Source organism: Leifsonia sp. GW821-FHT13C09 (genome assembly GCF_058806435.1).
Genome location: NZ_JBXAPS010000004.1, coordinates 296452 through 313050, shown reverse-complemented (window position 1 = coordinate 313050; position 16599 = coordinate 296452). Strand labels below are relative to the sequence as shown.

The following is a 16599-nucleotide window of genomic DNA, read 5'->3' as shown; positions in this document are numbered from 1 at the left end:
GGTTGAGAGGCCCGCGATGGTCCTCGACAGTAGAAAGCAGAATCTGTAACCTCATGTCCGGCGCGGCAGCCTCAGCGATTACCTGGCCCGAGAAGATCGGCGCCAATCCGGTGAACTCGACCAAGTGCGGGATCACCGATCTCTACCTCATCGATACCGACAGACCTCAGGTGGTCCTCATGACCATCCGAGTCCTCGCCTCGTGGGCGACCAACATCGATCGGCTGATTACCGCGTACCCCACGTCGAAATCGTCCTGCTGAGGCTCGGGCGCCGGCGGCTTTCATCGCCTTCGGCGCCCTAACAGCCCGCGCGACCTCCCGTTGCTCGCCCACGCCCGCTGCCCCGCTGCCGCAGCGCGGCCTCGTCGTCCGGGAAGCGGAACGCCCTGATCGCGGTCGCCCGCCCAGCCAGCTCGTCCACCAGCCGCACCAGCAGTAGATCGCCCTCGTCCTCCCACTTCGCCAGCGCGGCAGTACCCACCCACCGTCGTTCGGGGTCTCGCGAGTAGAGGTACTCCCACCGGGCATGCCACTCCCGAAGGGCGTCATCCAGCTCGGCGCTCAACCCGAGTTCCTCGCCGTCCAACGGCCCTTCGACACCCCAGAGCGGCCAGAAGTGCCCCCACTCGTTCCAGATCCAGACCTCGCGCAACTCCACCATCACCGCACCCTCTCCACCCGCCCCTCATCCCACACCGGCTCCCCCGCCTCGTACACATTCCCATCCGCCCCGAACACCAGGTACCGGTCGAACCCCCCGCGCGAACCACCGGTCGTGCGTCACCGCCACCACGGTCCCCTCGTACCCCGCCAGCCCGTCCTCCAGCGCTTCCGCCGACACCAGATCCAGGTTGTCCGTCGGCTCGTCGAGCAGCAGCAGGGTCGCGCCCGACAGCTCCAGCAGGAGGATCTGGAGCCGCGCCTGCTGGCCCCCTGACAGCGACTCGAAGGTCTGCTCCGCCGACGCCGCGAGACCGTAGCGGTCGAGCACGCGGCTGGCCGCCTCCCGCGGCATCCCGGCCCGGCGGTCGTCGCCGCGGTGCAGGATGTCGAGGAGCGTCCGCCCGACCAGCTCGGGGTGCTCGTGGGCCTGCGCGAACAATCCCGGGGCCACTCTCGCGCCGAGCTTTGCTATGCCGGAGTGCGGCACCGGGGCGCCCGCGACGTCCGCGGAGGCCAGGTGACCGGCGGACGGGTCCGGGTCGGTTCCGCCGGCCGCGAGGAGCCGGAGGAAGTGCGACTTTCCGGAGCCGTTGGAGCCGAGCACGGCGATGCGCTCGCCGAACCAGACCTCCAGGTCGAAGGGGCGCATCAGGCCGGTCAGTTCCAGGTCGTCGCACTCGATCACCCGGCGGCCGGTGCGGGAGCCGGTGAGGCGCATGCGCACGTTCTGCTCGCGCGGCCGCTCCTGCGGTGGTCCGGCCTGCTCGAACTTGGCCAGCCGGGTCTGCGCAGCCTGGTAGGCCGAGGCGAGGTCGCTGTTGTATTTCGCCTTCTCTTTGAACCGCAGCACCAACGCCTTCAGCTTCGCGTGCTCCTCGTCCCAGCGCCGGCGGAGCTCCTCCAGCCGCGCCATCCGCTCCTCGCGGGCGGCGTGGTAGCTACCGAACCCGCCGCCGTGCGTCCAGGTGGTGTTGCCGGCTGCGCCGAGCTCCAGCGTGACGATGCGGTCGGCGGCGCGCGCCAGCAGCTCCCGGTCGTGCGAGACCAGCAGCACGGTTTTCGGTGTCGCGCGCAGCTGCTCCTCCAGCCAGCGCTTGGCCGGGACATCGAGGTAGTTGTCCGGCTCGTCCAGCAACAGCACCTGCTCGGGACCGCGCAGCAGCGCCTCCAGCACGAGCCGCTTCTGCTCGCCACCGGACAGCGAGCGGACGCTGCGGTGCTGGGCGCGCTCGAACGGGATGCCGAGGGCGGCGACGGTGCAGTGGTCCCAGACGACCTCCTGGTCGTAGCCGCCTGCGTCGGCATAGTCGGTGAGCGCGGTCGCGTAGCGGAGCTGCGTGGCGGTCTCGTCGCGCTCGGCGATCGCCTCCTCCGCGGCGGCGAGCGCCTCCGCCGCCCGGCGGACCGCGGGCGGCGCGACCAGCACCAGGAGGTCGCGGACGGTACGGCCGTCGCGGACGTGCCCGACGAACTGGTCCATCACCCCGAGGCCGCCGTCGATGACGACGCCGCCGCTGTCCGGCCGCAGCTCGCCGCGGATGATCCGCAGCAGCGTCGACTTGCCCGCGCCGTTCGCGCCGATCAGCGCGGAGACACTGCCGTCGCCGACCCGGAACGACACGTCGTCCAGGAGCGGCCTCCCGTCGGCGAGTGCGTACGAGACGCCCGAGACGTCGATGTGACCCATGACCGTTCCTCTTCCCCCGTGGACAAAGCCTTCCAGCTTAGGGGCCGGCGGCGGCGCCGACAACGGAGGAGATCCGGGTCGGGACACCCCCGAAACGCAGACAACGGAGGAGATCCGGGCCAGAGGAGGCCGGATCTCCTCCGTTGTCGGAGGGGTGGGTGCGTCAGCGGCGGTAGTTGGGCGCCTCGACGACCATCTGGATGTCGTGCGGGTGCGACTCCTTGAGCCCGGCCGCGGTGATCCGGACGAACCGGCCGCGCTCCTTGAGCTCGGGGATGGTGCGCGCGCCCACGTAGAACATCGACTGGCGGAGGCCGCCGACGAGCTGGTAGGCCACCGCGGAGAGCGGGCCGCGGTACGGGACCTGGCCCTCGATGCCCTCGGCGATGAGCTGCTCGTCGCTGGGGACGTCCGCCTGGAAGTACCGGTCGCGCGAGTACGAGGTCTTCTTGCCGCGGGTCTGGAGGGCGCCGAGCGACCCCATGCCGCGGTAGTTCTTGAACTGCTTGCCGTTGACGAACACGAGGTCGCCGGGCGACTCGGCCGTCCCCGCCAGCAGCGAGCCGAGCATGACGCTCTCCGCGCCCGCGACCAGCGCCTTGGCGATGTCGCCGGAGTACTGGAGGCCGCCGTCGGCGATGAGCGGGACGTCCGCCGCGCGTGCGGCCAGCGACGCCTCGTACACCGCGGTCACCTGCGGCACGCCCACGCCCGCGACGACGCGGGTGGTGCAGATGGAGCCCGGGCCGACGCCGACCTTGATGGCGTCCGCGCCCGCGTCGATCAGCGCCTGGGCGCCGGAGCGGGTCGCGACGTTGCCGCCGATGACGTCGACATGCGAAGCCCGCGGCTCGTGCTTGAGCCGGTGGATGATGTCGAGCACGCCGGCGGAGTCGCCGTTGGCGGTGTCGACCACGATGACGTCCACGCCCGCATCGACCAAGGTCATCGCGCGGTCCCAGGCGTCGCCGAAGAAGCCGATCGCCGCACCGACGCGGAGGCGGCCCTCGTCGTCCTTGGTGGCGTTCGGGTACTTCTCGCTCTTGTCGAAGTCCTTGACGGTGATGAGTCCGCGGAGCCGGCCGTCCGCGTCGACCAGCGGGAGCTTCTCGATCTTGTGCTCGGCGAAGATGGCGACCGCAGAGTCCGGGTCGATGCCGACCGGCGCCGTGATGAGCGGCATGCGGGTCATGACGTCGCGCACGAGGGTGGTGGACCGCTCGAACGGGGAGACGAAGCGCATGTCGCGGTTGGTGATGATGCCGACGAGCTTGCCGTCGCCCTCCACGACCGGGAGGCCGGAGACGCGGAACTGACCGCAGAGGAGGTCGACCTCCTCGACGGTGGCGTCCGGCGTGGTGGTCACCGGGTTGGTGATCATGCCCGACTCGGACCGCTTCACCTTGTCCACGTTGGTGGCCTGGTCCTCGATGGAGAGGTTGCGGTGGATGATGCCGATGCCGCCGTGCCGGGCCATGGCGACGGCCATGCGCGACTCGGTCACGGTGTCCATGGCGCTGGACAGGAGCGGGGTCGCCATGCTGATCCGCTTGGTCAGGCGAGTCGAGGTGTCCGCCTCACTCGGGATGACGTCGGTGTGCCCGGGGAGGAGCATGACGTCGTCGTAGGTCAAACCGATGAATCCGAACGGATCCGCCTGGTCCATTTCACCCCTATCAAGGTCGCGCGAGTTGTGGATGATCCATGGTAACGGCACAAGCTGGGCGGTTATTCCGCCCGCGTATCACTCCACCGTCGCCAGGTCCAGCTCCGCCTGCTTCCGCCCTTGCCGGGCCGCCACGATCATGTCGACGCTGAGGATGGCGAGGGCCAGCCAGACGATCGCGAAGCCGACCCAGCGCTCGGGCGGCATCGCCTCGTGCAGCACGGCTACGCCCACCAGGAACTGGATGAACGGCGCGAAGTACTGGATGAAGCCCATGTAGACCAGCGGGAGCCGACGGGAGGCCGCGGCGAAGAACAGCAGCGGCACCGCCGTGATCACGCCCGCGCCGACCAGGGCGACCGTGTGCCACGCGCTCACCGTGCCGATCGTCAGGCCGGCCGTGAGGCTCACGACGACGAGCTGCACGATCGCGACCGGGGTCAGCCACATCGTCTCCAGGGTCAGCCCGGAGACCGCGTCCACCCGCCCTCCGACGCGCTTCTTGATGAGACCGTAGAAGCCGAACGAGAACGCCAGGATGAGGGCGATCCACGGGACCTGCCCGTAGCCCACCGCGAGCACGACGACCGCGACCACGCTGACGCCGACCGCCACCCACTGCGCGATGCGGAGCCGCTCGCGCTGGACGATGACGCCGAGGAAGACGGTCACGATCGGGTTGATGAAGTAGCCGAGGGCGGCCTCCACCACGTGCCCGCTGACGGTGGCCAGCACGTAGGTCTGCCAGTTGACGTAGATGAGCGCGCCGGCGAGACCCATCGTGAACAGGACCCTGCGGTCCCTCAGCAGTGCGCCGAACGTCCGCCACGCGCGCGTCACCGTGAGAGCGATCGCGCAGAAGACCAGCGAGAAGATCACGCGCCAGGCGACGATCTCCCAGGCGCTGGACGGCGCGAGCGCGAGGAAGTAGACGGGGAGGATGCCCCAGAGGACGTAGGCGGAGACCGCGTAGGTCAGGCCGGACCTGCGGTGTTCGGTGAGGGGCTGCGGCACTCCCACGACACTACTCCGAACCGGCGACACGGACGGACCCGTCGACAGCGTCGCCGGCGGCGGTGGAGGCCGCACCGCGAGCCCCGGAGGGACGACGAAGGCCCGGGCGCAGCAGCGCCCGGGCCTCGGCCGAAAGAAGGTGCGTCAGCGGACGACGACCGCGAGGACGTCGCGGGCCGAGAGGACCAGGAAGTCCTCGCCGCCGAACTTGACCTCGGTGCCGCCGTACTTGGAGTAGATCACCTTGTCGCCGACGGCGACGTCGAGCGGGACGCGGTTGCCGTTGTCGTCGATGCGGCCGGGTCCGACGGCGACGACCTCGCCCTCCTGGGGCTTCTCCTTGGCGGTGTCGGGGATGACCAGACCGGAAGCAGTGGTCTGCTCAGCCTCGACCTGCTTGATGACGATGCGATCTTCGAGCGGCTTGATGGAGACCGACACGGTTGACCTCTTTCTTTGGTGAACTCAGTCTTGCGAACTCAATGCTTAAGCGCGGCTTGCGTTAGCAAACTCGCACGGAGAGTGCTAACACGAGTCTAGGGGGTGCGTTAGCAGTCCCGCAACGTGAGTGCCAGAAGGTACCGTGGTGCACATGGACCGGTCCGAACTCGTCGAGCTGCTGAGCCCCGAAGGACTCCGGCTGCTCGATTCGCTGCCCCCGTACCGGTCCGAGAAGGACGTGCTCGCGATGGTCACCGACCTCCGCAAGCAGGGCCACTCCCCCGGGCTGGTCGCGGCGGTGCTGACGCAGGCGAAGCTGCGCAAGAAGGCGGTCGGCAAGTTCGGCGAGTTCGCCTCGCGGATGCTGTTCACCGAGGCCGGACTGGAGCAGGCGACGCGCCTCTCCGTCGCCGCCCGCCACGCCGGACGGTTCCGCGCGGCGGGGCTGACCCGTGTCGCGGACCTCGGCTGCGGCATCGGCGGCGACGCGCTCGCCCTGGCGGCCCTCGATCTGGAGGTCACGGCGGTGGACGCCGACGAGGTCACGGCCGCGATCGCCGCCTTCAATCTCGCGCCCTTCCCTTCGGCGACCGTGGAGCACCGCCGGGCGGAGGACGTCAGCCTCCGGGCGATCGACGGCGTCTTCCTGGATCCGGCCCGCCGCACGGCCGGCCACACGGACACCGACCGGCTCACCGACCCGGACGACTACACACCGTCGCTCGGCTTCGCCTACGAGCTCGCGACCGGCCGGTCGGTCGGGCTCAAACTCGGCCCGGGCTTCGACCGCGACCTCATCCCGTCGACCGCCGAGGCCCAGTGGGTGTCCGCCGACGGGCAGGTCGTCGAGCTCGGGTTGTGGTTCGGCGCGCTCGCCCGCACGGGCATCCGGCGCGCGGCCCTGGTGCTGCGCGGCGACGAGGCGAACGAGCTCACGGCGGAGGCCGACAGCGAGGACGCCGAGACCGGCGACCTCGGCGAGTACCTCTACGAGCCGGACGGGGCGGTCATCCGCGCGTGCCTGATCGGAGACCTGGCCCGGCGGCTCGACGGGCGGATGCTCGGCGACGGCATCGCCTACATCATGGCGGACGCACCCGTCGCGACGCCGTTCGCGGCGGGATTCCGCATCCTGGAGACGCTGCCGTTCGCAGAGAAGGACCTCAAGAAGGCGCTGCGGTCACGCGGGATCGGCACGCTCGAGATCAAGAAGCGCGGCGTGGACGTCGACCCCGCCGCGCTGCGGACGCGCCTCAAACTGTCGGGCGACCGCCCGGCGACCCTGATCCTCACCAGGGTCGCCGGACGTCACACCGCGTTGCTCGCCGAGCGCGTCTGATCCGCCCGCTCAGCGCGGGCCGGTCAGTACCCGCGATAGTTGTTCAGGTTGGCCAGCAGGATCCCCCAGAAGATCCAGAAGACGATCGCGATGGCGATCGCCACGAATCCGAGGATGATGCCGGTGAGCCAGAATCCCTTGGCCTGCGGCTCCTTGCTGCGGCCGAGGAAGCCGAGGACGACTGCGGCCACGGCGAACAGGGCGCCGATCCCGAACGCAAAGTTCAGGATGATGCCGGCGATGCCGGCGACGAGGGACAGGATGCTGAGGATCGGCGACTTGGTGGCCGGCGCCGTCGCGTAGGGCTGCGCGTAGCCGGGCGCGGGCTGACCGTAGGCCGGCTGGCCGTAACCGGGCTGGCCGGGCTGGCCGGGCTGCTGGCCGTAGGGCTGCTGGCCGTACGGCTGCTGCGGCTGCTGGCCATAAGGCTGCTGGCCGTAGGGCTGCTGCGGCTGCTGCCCGTACGGCTCCTGCTGGCCATACGGCTGCTGCGGCGCGCCGTACCCGGGGGCGGGCGGCGTGGGCTGAGCCGGCGGCGCGGGAGGCGCGACCGGGGGCGTCGGCGGGACGCCGTCGGGCGCCGCCGCGGGCGGGATGTCGGAGGACGGCGGAACCGGCTGGGCCGGTGTGCTGCCGTCCGTCCCTTCGGGCTCTGCGGCGCCGGACGGGGTGTTCGGATCGGACATGCTGCCCATCTCCTTCTCTGGTGAGTTCCTGAGAAATGTCTGTACCGAAACCATCGTCTCAGCGGCGCGACAGCGTGTCAACGCATGCAATTCTGCGCGGGCTCAGACCTCCGCGACCTGGATGTCCGTCACCGGGAGCGTGGAGTCCGCGCCGAAGTCCAGGCGGCTCGGCGCGCGGCCTGCCATGATGAGCTGAGCGCCGAGTGCGGCGATCATCGCGCCGTTGTCGGTGCACAGCGAGAGGGCCGGAATCCGCAGGGCCACACCCGCCTCCGCCGCCCGCTGCACCGCGAGCTGGCGCACCCGCGCGTTCGCGACGACACCGCCGCCGAGCAGCAGGCGCGGCACGTCGTGGTCGAGGCACGCGGCGATGGCCTTGGTGATCAGGACGTCCGCCACCGCCTCCCGGAACGACGCGGCGACATCCGCGACGGGAACCTCCTCGCCGGCGTCCTGGCGCTGCTCGACCCAGCGCGCGACCGCGGTCTTCAATCCCGAGAACGAGAAGTCGTAGCGGTGCCGCTCCAGGTCCTTCGGCTTGGTCAGCCCGCGCGGGAACCGGATGGCCTTCGGATCGCCGTCCGCCGCGACGCGGTCGATCTGCGGACCGCCCGGGTACGGGAGGCCGAGCACGCGGGCCACCTTGTCGAACGCCTCGCCCGCGGCGTCGTCGATCGTCTCGCCCAGCAGTTCCACGTCGGAGACCAGGTCGCGCACGAGCAGCAGCGAGGTGTGGCCGCCGGAGACCAGCAGTGCCACGGTCGGCACCTCGACCGGGTGCCCCGGCCCGCCCGCCGCGTCGAGGACGTCCGCGCCGACGTGCCCGACCAGGTGGTTGACGGCGTACAGCGGCTTGCCGAGCGACAGCGCGAGCGCCTTCGCGGCGCCGACGCCGACCATGAGCGCGCCGGACAGCCCCGGACCGCTCGTCACCGCGACCGCGTCGACGTCCGCGAGCTCGATCCCGGCGTCCGCGACGGCGGTGCGGAGCGTCGGGGTCAACGCCTCCAGGTGTGCCCGCGCCGCGACCTCCGGGACGACGCCGCCGTACCGGGCGTGCTCCTCCATCGAGGAGGCGATGGTGTTGGAGAGCAGGGTCGTGCCGCGCACGATGCCGACGCCGGTCTCGTCGCAGGAGGTCTCGATGCCGAGCACGAGCGGCCCGTCGCCGTGCGTTCCGTGCTGAGCGTCGTTCATGCGATCGTGGTCTCCGGGGTCGGGACGGTCAGACGCATGACGATCGCGTCCACTCCGTCGGGCTGGTAGTACCGCGGGCGCACGCCGATCTCCTCGAAGCCGAGCATGCGGTAGAGGTTCTGGGCGCCGGGGTTGTCGGCCCGCACCTCCAGGAACACCTCGCGGGCGCCGCGGTTGCGCGCCTCGCCGATGAGGGCGAGCATGAGGGCGCGCCCGAGGCCGTGGCGGCGCGCGTGCGGAGCGACGGCGATGGTCTGGATGTCGCCCTCGCCCGCGTCGCGCGGGGCGAGCAGTCCGGCGTAGCCGTCGATGCGGTCCGGGTCGTCGAGGCCGACGGCGACCAGGTAGTAGCCGTGGGCCCCGGTCACCTCGGAGCGCATCGACTGCTCGGACCAGGCGTCGCTGACGAACGTCGCGCGCTCCAGCAGCATGATCGCGTCGACGTCCGCCTCGGTGGCGCGGCGGAGCTGCCACGACGGAGCGGCGGTCGGCTCGCTCACGCGCTCACCCGCTTCGGGCCGGCGGAGAGCGTGACGTCCGGCGAGCGCAGGTAGAGCGGCTCGTCGCGGTCGAAGGGGAGGCCGGCGGCGAAGCGCAGCTCTGCGATCATGCCGAGCAGCCCCGCGGAGACCGTCGCGGCCTCCTCGCGCGGCAGCTCGGGGTGCGGCAGCGCGTCCGGCTTGTCCAGGCCTGGTCCGTCGAGCCGGATGGGGAGGCCGTGCTCGTCGACGCCCGAGTAGGCCGTCCAGTAGCGCTCGCGGCGGCGCGCGTCGGTCACGACCAGGAGCGGCCCCGCGTGCCCGGCCAGGTAGCGCTCGTAGGCGACGGCGTCGTGACTGACGACGGGGACCAGCGGGCGCCGGGCGCCGAACGCGAAGGCGGTCGCGGCCGCGATGCCGACCCGCAGCCCGGTGAACGGGCCGGGTCCCATCCCGGCGACCACGCCGGAGAGCTCGCCCGCCCGCGTGCCGGACGCGTCGAGCGCCGCGGCGATCAGGTCGCCGATCACCTCGGCGTGCCGCATGGTGTCCGGCTCCGTCACTTCGACGAGGATGCCGCCGTCCCTGTCGACCACGGCGACACTCGTGCCGGCGGAGGTGTCGATGGCGAGGAGCATGCCTCCAGCCTAGGCGGGATGCGCTTCCACTGCGGAGTCAGGCGCCGTCGCGTGTGCGAAGCTGTCGGCATGGCGTCCTCACCGTCCGGTTCTCTCGTCTCGGCCGACGTCCGCCGCCACAATCTGGCGCTCGTGGCGCACCGGCTCGCGCAGCACGGCCCGCTGTCGCGCAGCCAGCTCGCGGACGCCACCGGGCTCGCCCGCGGCTCGGTGACCGCGCTGGTCGCCGCGCTCGTGGCGGCCGGGGTCATGCGCGAGTCGGAGGAGCCGGAGACCACGCCGCGCGGGTCGGCCTCCCGCGGCCGGCCGGTCACGCTGCTGCGCCTGGCGGCCGACGACGTCGCCGTGCTCGTCCTCCAGCTCGACGCCGACCGGGCGACGGCCGCTCTCACGGCGGTGGACGGTCGCGCGCTGTTCCGGGCGTCGGAGCACCACGGACGCCCGATGGGCGACCCCGCCCCCGTGCTCGACGTGCTCGCGCGCGTGCTGGCGCGCGCCCTCGAGGCAGCGGCCGGACTCGCCCGGCGGGTGGTCGACCTGACGGTGGTCGTGTTCGCGCCGGTCGGCGGAACACCTCCCGTGGTGCTGGCCGACACCGACTTCGACTGGGGCGTCGTGGATGTCCTCGACGGACTCCGGCAGCGTGTCCCTGAGCTGCCGCCCGCCGCGCTGACGAGCGACGGCGCCGTCGCAGCGCTGGCCGAGCTCGCCGAGCTGGAGGCGGCGGCCGGGGGCGTCCGCGACCTGGTCTACGCCAAGAGCAACTCGGGCATCGGCGGCGCGGTGGTCGCGGGCGGCGCACTCGTCGCCGGCGCGCACGGCTTCGCGGCCGCCTTCGGCCATCTCGCCGTCGACCCCGGAGGCGCGCGCTGCCTGTGCGGCCAGCGGGGCTGCCTGGTCACCGTCGCCGGGCCGGACGTCGTGCTGGCCGAGGCCGGGCTGACCGCCGAGGTCGCCGAGCACGGGCTGACGGAGGCGCTGCGCGAGCTCGTCGCGCGCGTCCATGCCGGGGAGCCCCGTGCGAGCGGCGCGTGGCAGGCCGCACTGCCGTGGATCGCGCGCGCACTCCGCATCGTGACGATGACCGTCGATCCGGAGCTCGTCGTGCTGGGCGGCTACTGGGCCGAGCTGGCGGAGTCGATCGCGGAGGCGTTCGCGCTGGACGGCCCGGCGATCGCGGGGACGGCGACACGGATCGCCGTCGTGCCGGGCAGGCTGGGCGAGGACGCCGCCCTGGTCGGCGCCGCGCGCGTCGCCCGCGACACTCTTCTGGAGGATCCCCTCGCGCTGACTGCGAACGAGGTGACGTCGTCCACCATTTGATTCGACGCTTGAATTATTCTGCGTCATGAGTCATGCTTACGCGGGTAAGCACACTCGCCCATCCGACCGCCGAGTAGGAGAACACCCGTGACAGACAGCACCCTCGACCGCCCCGAGGTCACCACCACGGCGGGACGCGTGCGCGGCCGCCTCCGCGACGGCTCGGCCGCCTTCCTCGGCATCCCGTTCGCCGAGCCGCCGGTGGGCGACCTGCGCTTCGCCGCCCCCGTCCCGCACCGCCCGTGGGAGGACGTGCTCGACGCCGGCGAGCACGGGGCGACCCCGCAGCGCACGGCGCTTGCAGAGATCACGCTGATCCCCGAGCCGTCCTACCCCGGGGACTCGACCCTCAACGTGGATGTCTTCACCCCGCGTCCCGGCGACACCGACGCCCGGCTGCCCGTGCTGGTCTACATCCACGGCGGCGGTTACGTCGCCGGGTCCCCTGCCAGCCCCTGGTACGACGGCGCCGCCTTCAACCGCGACGGGATCGTGACCGTCAGCGTGTCCTACCGGCTCGGCTTCGACGGTTTCGGCTGGATCGAGGACGCTCCCGCGAACCGCGGCGTCCTCGACTGGATCCTCGCGCTGGAGTGGGTGCGCGACAACATCGCGGCGTTCGGCGGCGACCCCGCGTCGGTCACCATCGCGGGCCAGTCGGCCGGCGGCGGCGCGGTGCTCACCCTGCTGACCGTGCCGAGCGCGGCAAGCCTGTTCCAGCGGGTCTACGCGATCTCCGCCACCACTGCGAGCGTTCCGTTGGAGGACGCCGAACGCTACGGTCGCGCTCTGGCCGCCGCCGCGGGCGTCGCACCCACCCGCGCCGGGCTGTCCACGCTGAGCGAGGAGCGCATCCTGGCTCTCCAGGGCGAAGGCGGCGCGGCCACCTCGGCGGACGCGCCGGCGGACCCGCTGGCCCCGCTGCGGGCGCTGGCCTCCGGAGCGGCTCTGCGCTGGGCGCCGGTGGTGGACGGCGACCTCGTGCCCACCTCGACCGGGGAGGCCATCGCCGCGGGCGTCGGCGCGGACAAGGCCCTGGTGCTCGGCGCGACCGACAACGAGTTCAACATGGCGACGGCCGACCTGCGCGACACTCTGGCCGACGCCGACGCGGCCGGGCTGCTGACCGCGGTCGGCGTCCCGGAGGAGGCCGCAGGCGCCTACGTCGCCGGCCACCCCGGACTCGACACCGCCGGGACTCTCGGACAGTTCGTCACGGACGCCCTGTTCCGCGCGCCGGCCCGAGCGATCGCCGAGTCGCGCGCGGCGACCGGGACGCCCGCGTGGGTCTACAGGTTCGCCTGGACGTCGCCCACCTTCGGCGCGGCCGTGCACTGCCTCGACGTGCCGTTCTTCTTCGACTGCCTCGGCAGCGAGCGCGTCGGCTACCTCGCGGGCGAGCAGCCCCCGGCCACCCTCGCCGACGAGGTGCACGGGGCCGCGGTGCGGTTCATCGCCGCAGGAGACCCGGGCTGGTCGGCCTACGCGATGCCGGAGCGCGACGTGCACGTGTTCGACGTCCCGACCACGACCGCGCGGGACGGGCTGGCCGACGTGGGCGTGCTGCAGGGGGCGCGCTGACGGCAGCGCCTCCGTCGGCGCCCGCGATGGGCCTCAGGCGGCCCAACGGGGCCCGAACCCCGTCACCGTGACCGTCCGCGGCTCGTCCGCGTCGAGGTCGGCATCGCCGGGGTCCGCTGCACCGAGGTCGTCGTGCCCCGCATCGGCCGCGCCCGTCGGCCGCACGATGTCGACCTCCAGCCAGGACTCCGCGACACCGTCGAGCATCCCGCTGCCCCACTCCACGACCACCACCGAGCCGGCGAAGTCGATGTCGAGGTCGTCGAGCTCCACCGCGCTGCCGAGCCGGTACGCGTCGACGTGCACCAGGGGCGCGCCGTCGACGAGGCTCGGGTGGGTGCGGGCCAGCACGAACGTCGGGCTCGTGACCGGGCCGCGGACGCCGAGGCCCTCCCCGATCCCGCGGGTCAGGGTCGTCTTGCCGGCGCCGAGCGGGCCGGTCAGCACCACGAGGTCGCCGGCGGCCAGCATCCCGGCCAGCTCCAGCCCCAGCGTACGCATGTCGTCGCCGGTGTCGACCGTGCGCTCGAACAGGACACGGCTGCTCACGCCGCTCCCCCGCGGTACGTGCGCCGCAGCCGGCCGCCCAGCCGGGTGACGATCTCGTAGTTGATCGTGTCCGCGGCCTCCGCCCAGTCGTCCGCGCCCGGAACACCCGTGGCGGGGTCCCCGAACAGCACGACCTCGTCGCCGACGTGGACCTCGGCGTCGCCGACGTCCACCACGAACTGGTCCATCGCGACCCGGCCGGATATGCGGTACCGCGTGCCTGCGATGGACACCGGGCCCCGGCCGGAGGCGTGGCGCGGGATGCCCTCGGCGTAGCCGAGCGGGACGAGCGCGAGCGTGGTCTCGTTCTCGGTGCGATACGTGTAGTCGTAGGAGACGCCGGTGCCCGCGGCCACCCGCCGCACCGCCGCGACCCGGCCGCGCAGCGTCATCGCCGGCCGGAGCCCGAGCTCGGCGGCCGAGGCGGCGCCGAACGGGCTGAGCCCGTAGACCGCGATCCCGAGGCGCACCAGGTTGAACCGCGACTCCGGAAGGCTGAGCGCAGCGGCGCTGGCGGCGATGTGCCGCAGCTCGGGACGAAGGCCTGCCGCCTCGGCGCGCTCGACGCCCCAGGTGAACCGGTCGATCGCCGCCCGGTCGTCGGCGGGCGACGCGTTCGACAAGTGGCTGAACAGGCCGCGCACGACGAGCGTCCCCGACTGCTCGAGCTCGTGCGCTCGCGCGACGACGCCCTCCCATTCGGCAGCGGGGATGCCGTTGCGGCTGAGCCCCGTCTCCAGTTTGAGCTGCACGAACGCCGGGCGGTCGGCCGCGCCTGCCGCGGCTGCGGCCTCCAGCTGCGCACGCGACGAGATGCCCACATCCAGCGCGGCGGCGATGGCGGACGCGAAGTCCTCGTCGGGGTCGTGCAGCCACGCGAGAACCGGGGCGTCGATGCCCGCCGCGCGCAGCGCGAGTCCTTCGGAGACGTCCGCGACACCCAGCCAGTCCGCGCCGCCGGCGAGCGCCGCGCGGGCGCACTCGACCGCGCCGTGCCCGTAGGCGTTCGCCTTCACCACGGCCATCACGTGCTCGGTGCCGACGAGTTCGCGCAGGCGCACGACGTTCGCGGTCACCGCGTCCAGGTCGACGACGGCCTCACGGAAGGCGGCGCTCACGCGTCGCGCTCCAGCACGACGAACGCCGAGGCGATGCCGGCGTCGTGCGACATCGACACATGGATGTGCGCGATGCCGCGCTCGGCGACCTGACGTCCGACCACGTTGTGCAGCACGAAACCCGGGTTCCTCTCTTCGTCGGGCACGATCTCCATGTCGTGCCAGCGCACCCCCTGCGAGCCGCCGAGCGCCTTGATCAGCGCCTCCTTGGCGGCGAAGCGCGCGGCGAGGGAGTGTACCGGCAGGCCGCGCTCGGCCTCCGTGAAGAGGCGCTCGCGCAGCTTCGGGGTGCGCTCGAGCGATCGGGCGAAGCGCGCCAGATCGACGACGTCGATCCCGATGCCGGCGATCACGGCGGCCTACTCCACAGTGACGGACTTGGCCAGGTTGCGCGGCTGGTCCACGTCCAGGCCCTTGGCCGCCGACAGCTCCATGGCGAAGATCTGCAGCGGCACCACCGACAGCAGCGGCTCGAACAGCGGCGCGGCCAGCGGGATGCGGATGACCTCGTCGGCGAACGGCAGCACGGCGGCGTCCCCGGCCTCGGCGATCGCGATCACGCGGGCGCCGCGGGCGCGGATCTCCTGGATGTTGGAGACGACCTTCTTGTGCAGCTCGTCCGACCAGCGCGGGCTCGGCACCACGACGAACACCGGCTGACCCGGCTCGATGAGCGCAATCGGACCGTGCTTCAGCTCGCCGGCGGCGAAGCCCTCGGCGTGGATGTACGCGAGCTCCTTGAGCTTGAGCGCACCCTCCAGCGCGATCGGGTAGCCGACGTGACGGCCGAGGAACAGCACCGAGCGGGTGTCCGACATCCAGTGCGCGAGCTGAGCGATCGTGCTGTGCGCTTCGAGCACGGTGGCGATCTTCTCCGGCACGGCCTGCAGCTCGGCGACGGCGTCGCGCTGCTGCGCAGGGGTCAGCGTGCCGCGTACGCGACCGAGGTGGAGGCCGAAGAGGTAGAGCGCGGTGATCTGCGCGACGAACGCCTTGGTCGAGGCGACCGCGACCTCCGGGCCGGCGTGCGTGTACAGCGCCGCGTCGGACTCGCGCGGGATGGTCGCGCCCTGGGTGTTGCAGACCGAGATCGCCTTGGCGCCGGCCTCGCGGGCGTACTTGACGGCCATCAGCGTGTCCATTGTCTCGCCGGACTGGCTGATCGAGATGACCAGCGTGCCGGGCGTGAGGACGGGCTCGCGGTAGCGGAACTCGTGGCTGAGCTCGACCGTGACGGGGACGCGCGCCCACTTCTCGATCGCGTAGCTGCCGACCAGGCCGGCGTAGGCGGCGGTGCCGCAGGCGACGATCGTGATGCGGTCGATGCCCTCCAGGAAGGCGTCGCCGATCGCGTCGAGCTCGGGGATGTGCACGGCGTCGTCGACGATGCGGCCGCGCAGTGTGTTCGCCACGGCGTCCGGCTCCTCGGCGATCTCCTTGGCCATGAACGACGACCAGCCGCCCTTCTCGGCGGCGGAGGCGTCCCAGGCGACCTCGAAGGGCTCCACCTCGACCGGGGCGCCGGCGAAGTCCGTGACGGTGACGGAGTCGGGGGTGATCGTGACGATCTGGTCCTGGCCGATCGCGAGTGCGCGGCGGGTGTGCTCGACGAACGCGGCGACGTCGGAGCCGAGGAAGTTCTCGCCCTCGCCGAGGCCGATCACGAGCGGGGAGTTGCGCCGCGCGCCGACGACGACGTGCGGCTGGTCCTGGTGCAGCGCGAGCAGCGTGAACGCGCCCTCCAGGCGGGAGACGACGCGCTGGAACGCCTCGCTCAGGTCGCCGGTGGCGCGGTACTCACGGCCGAGCAGTACGGCCGCGACCTCGGTGTCGGTCTCGGACTCGAAGGCGAAGCCGTCGGCGAGCAGCTCGTCCTTCAGGCTCGCGAAGTTCTCGATGATGCCGTTGTGGATGACCGCGAGGCGGCCGTCGTCGCCCAGGTGCGGGTGCGCGTTCCGGTCGGTCGGTCCGCCGTGCGTCGCCCAGCGGGTGTGGCCGATGCCAGTGCCGCCGTTGGGGATGGGGTTGGCCTTCAGGTCGTCGGCGAGCACGGACAGCTTGCCGGCCTTCTTGGCGGTCCCGAGGTGGCCGTCGGGGGCGATGACGGCGACGCCGGCCGAGTCGTAGCCGCGATACTCGAGGCGCTTCAGGCCGCCGAGCAGCACCTCCAGGCTCTTGTCGGTACCGACGTACCCCACGATTCCACACATGCACCC

General features: G+C 72.2%; 16 protein-coding genes and 1 pseudogene. 4 read left to right on the top strand and 13 right to left on the bottom strand.

All coding sequences use genetic code 11. The features are described 5' to 3' along the window. Positions 1-53: 53 nt before the first annotated feature. On the top strand, positions 54-263 hold the full coding sequence (locus AC1ROW_RS15320; RefSeq protein WP_493019756.1) for a hypothetical protein: 210 nt from the start codon (positions 54-56) through the stop codon (positions 261-263). Between the two features lie 37 nt (positions 264-300). On the opposite strand, the gene AC1ROW_RS15315 is transcribed toward AC1ROW_RS15320, so the two are convergent. The 5 genes and pseudogenes from AC1ROW_RS15315 to groES all read right to left on the bottom strand — a co-directional run bounded on the left by AC1ROW_RS15315 (position 301) and on the right by groES (position 5473). Next, entirely contained in the window at positions 301-663 is a 363-nt protein-coding gene (locus AC1ROW_RS15315; protein WP_493019755.1) for an immunity protein CdiI family protein, read from the bottom strand. Further along, positions 663-2352, bottom strand: a pseudogene (locus tag AC1ROW_RS15310) (ABC-F family ATP-binding cassette domain-containing protein). Before AC1ROW_RS15310 ends, AC1ROW_RS15315 begins: the two are co-directional and overlap by 1 nt. Positions 2353-2515: 163 nt before the next feature. After that, positions 2516-4018 carry an IMP dehydrogenase gene (guaB, locus tag AC1ROW_RS15305; RefSeq protein WP_369962302.1) on the bottom strand — a complete coding sequence of 501 codons (1503 nt, stop codon included), beginning with the start codon at positions 4016-4018 and terminating at the stop codon, positions 2516-2518. A gap of 78 nt (positions 4019-4096) precedes the next feature. Next, a complete protein-coding gene (gene rarD / locus AC1ROW_RS15300; RefSeq protein WP_493019754.1) occupies positions 4097-5032 on the bottom strand; it encodes an EamA family transporter RarD in 936 nt (311 codons plus the stop codon). 144 nt (positions 5033-5176) lie between these two features. Continuing rightward, the gene (gene groES / locus AC1ROW_RS15295) at positions 5177-5473 is read right to left on the bottom strand and encodes a co-chaperone GroES (RefSeq protein ID WP_022889766.1); all 297 of its coding nucleotides are present in this window, start codon (positions 5471-5473) and stop codon (positions 5177-5179) included. Between the two features lie 151 nt (positions 5474-5624). Between groES and AC1ROW_RS15290 the strand changes: the two genes are divergently transcribed. Beyond that, positions 5625-6812 (top strand): THUMP-like domain-containing protein, encoded by a 1188-nt coding sequence (locus tag AC1ROW_RS15290; protein ID WP_493019753.1) that lies wholly within the window; start codon positions 5625-5627, stop codon positions 6810-6812. 23 nt (positions 6813-6835) lie between these two features. Here AC1ROW_RS15290 and AC1ROW_RS15285 read toward each other — a convergent pair whose 3' ends face one another. The 4 genes from AC1ROW_RS15285 to tsaB form a co-directional block, all read right to left on the bottom strand. Then, positions 6836-7498, bottom strand: a complete 663-nt coding sequence (locus AC1ROW_RS15285; RefSeq protein WP_493019752.1) for a DUF4190 domain-containing protein — start codon at positions 7496-7498, stop codon at positions 6836-6838. 102 nt (positions 7499-7600) lie between these two features. Further along, entirely contained in the window at positions 7601-8695 is a 1095-nt protein-coding gene (tsaD, locus tag AC1ROW_RS15280; protein WP_493019751.1) for a tRNA (adenosine(37)-N6)-threonylcarbamoyltransferase complex transferase subunit TsaD, read from the bottom strand. Beyond that, positions 8692-9126, bottom strand: a complete 435-nt coding sequence (gene rimI, locus AC1ROW_RS15275) for a ribosomal protein S18-alanine N-acetyltransferase (RefSeq protein ID WP_493019842.1) — start codon at positions 9124-9126, stop codon at positions 8692-8694. The genes tsaD and rimI overlap by 4 nt, the downstream gene beginning before the upstream one ends. 65 nt (positions 9127-9191) lie before the next feature. Further along, positions 9192-9812, bottom strand: a complete 621-nt coding sequence (gene tsaB / locus AC1ROW_RS15270) for a tRNA (adenosine(37)-N6)-threonylcarbamoyltransferase complex dimerization subunit type 1 TsaB (RefSeq protein WP_493019750.1) — start codon at positions 9810-9812, stop codon at positions 9192-9194. A 69-nt stretch (positions 9813-9881) separates the two neighbouring features. Here tsaB and AC1ROW_RS15265 point away from each other — a divergent pair, with 69 nt between their 5' ends. Both AC1ROW_RS15265 and AC1ROW_RS15260 read left to right on the top strand, forming a co-directional pair. Beyond that, positions 9882-11135, top strand: coding sequence for an ROK family protein (locus AC1ROW_RS15265; protein ID WP_493019749.1), 1254 nt, complete (start codon positions 9882-9884; stop codon positions 11133-11135). A gap of 87 nt (positions 11136-11222) precedes the next feature. Continuing rightward, entirely contained in the window at positions 11223-12716 is a 1494-nt protein-coding gene (locus tag AC1ROW_RS15260) for a carboxylesterase/lipase family protein (RefSeq protein WP_493019748.1), read from the top strand. Positions 12717-12749: 33 nt separating this feature from the next. Here AC1ROW_RS15260 and tsaE read toward each other — a convergent pair whose 3' ends face one another. The 4 genes from tsaE to glmS are packed head-to-tail and all read right to left on the bottom strand — an operon-like array spanning position 12750 to position 16593. After that, entirely contained in the window at positions 12750-13217 is a 468-nt protein-coding gene (gene tsaE, locus AC1ROW_RS15255) for a tRNA (adenosine(37)-N6)-threonylcarbamoyltransferase complex ATPase subunit type 1 TsaE (RefSeq protein WP_493019841.1), read from the bottom strand. A 44-nt stretch (positions 13218-13261) separates the two neighbouring features. Further along, positions 13262-14383 (bottom strand): alanine racemase, encoded by a 1122-nt coding sequence (gene alr / locus AC1ROW_RS15250; RefSeq protein ID WP_493019747.1) that lies wholly within the window; start codon positions 14381-14383, stop codon positions 13262-13264. Next, positions 14380-14736 carry a holo-ACP synthase gene (locus AC1ROW_RS15245; RefSeq protein ID WP_493019746.1) on the bottom strand — a complete coding sequence of 119 codons (357 nt, stop codon included), beginning with the start codon at positions 14734-14736 and terminating at the stop codon, positions 14380-14382. Before AC1ROW_RS15245 ends, alr begins: the two co-directional genes overlap by 4 nt. Before the next feature lie 6 nt (positions 14737-14742). Beyond that, complete coding sequence (gene glmS, locus AC1ROW_RS15240) at positions 14743-16593, bottom strand: glutamine--fructose-6-phosphate transaminase (isomerizing) (RefSeq protein WP_493019745.1); 1851 nt, start codon at positions 16591-16593, stop codon at positions 14743-14745. Positions 16594-16599 lie beyond the last annotated feature (6 nt).

What these genes read in the sequence shown, in the direction of transcription:
- glmS (WP_493019745.1), bottom strand. Translation starts at nt 16,593, where the DNA reads ATGTGTGGAATCGTGGGGTACGTCGGTACCGACAAGAGCCTGGAGGTG.
- AC1ROW_RS15285 (WP_493019752.1), bottom strand. Translation starts at nt 7,498, where the DNA reads ATGTCCGATCCGAACACCCCGTCCGGCGCCGCAGAGCCCGAAGGGACG.
- rimI (WP_493019842.1), bottom strand. Translation starts at nt 9,126, where the DNA reads ATGCTGCTGGAGCGCGCGACGTTCGTCAGCGACGCCTGGTCCGAGCAG.
- AC1ROW_RS15265 (WP_493019749.1), top strand. Translation starts at nt 9,882, where the DNA reads ATGGCGTCCTCACCGTCCGGTTCTCTCGTCTCGGCCGACGTCCGCCGC.
- guaB (WP_369962302.1), bottom strand. Translation starts at nt 4,018, where the DNA reads ATGGACCAGGCGGATCCGTTCGGATTCATCGGTTTGACCTACGACGAC.
- AC1ROW_RS15320 (WP_493019756.1), top strand. Translation starts at nt 54, where the DNA reads ATGTCCGGCGCGGCAGCCTCAGCGATTACCTGGCCCGAGAAGATCGGC.
- AC1ROW_RS15290 (WP_493019753.1), top strand. Translation starts at nt 5,625, where the DNA reads ATGGACCGGTCCGAACTCGTCGAGCTGCTGAGCCCCGAAGGACTCCGG.
- tsaB (WP_493019750.1), bottom strand. Translation starts at nt 9,812, where the DNA reads ATGCTCCTCGCCATCGACACCTCCGCCGGCACGAGTGTCGCCGTGGTC.
- tsaD (WP_493019751.1), bottom strand. Translation starts at nt 8,695, where the DNA reads ATGAACGACGCTCAGCACGGAACGCACGGCGACGGGCCGCTCGTGCTC.
- AC1ROW_RS15315 (WP_493019755.1), bottom strand. Translation starts at nt 663, where the DNA reads ATGGTGGAGTTGCGCGAGGTCTGGATCTGGAACGAGTGGGGGCACTTC.
- tsaE (WP_493019841.1), bottom strand. Translation starts at nt 13,217, where the DNA reads ATGCGTACGCTGGGGCTGGAGCTGGCCGGGATGCTGGCCGCCGGCGAC.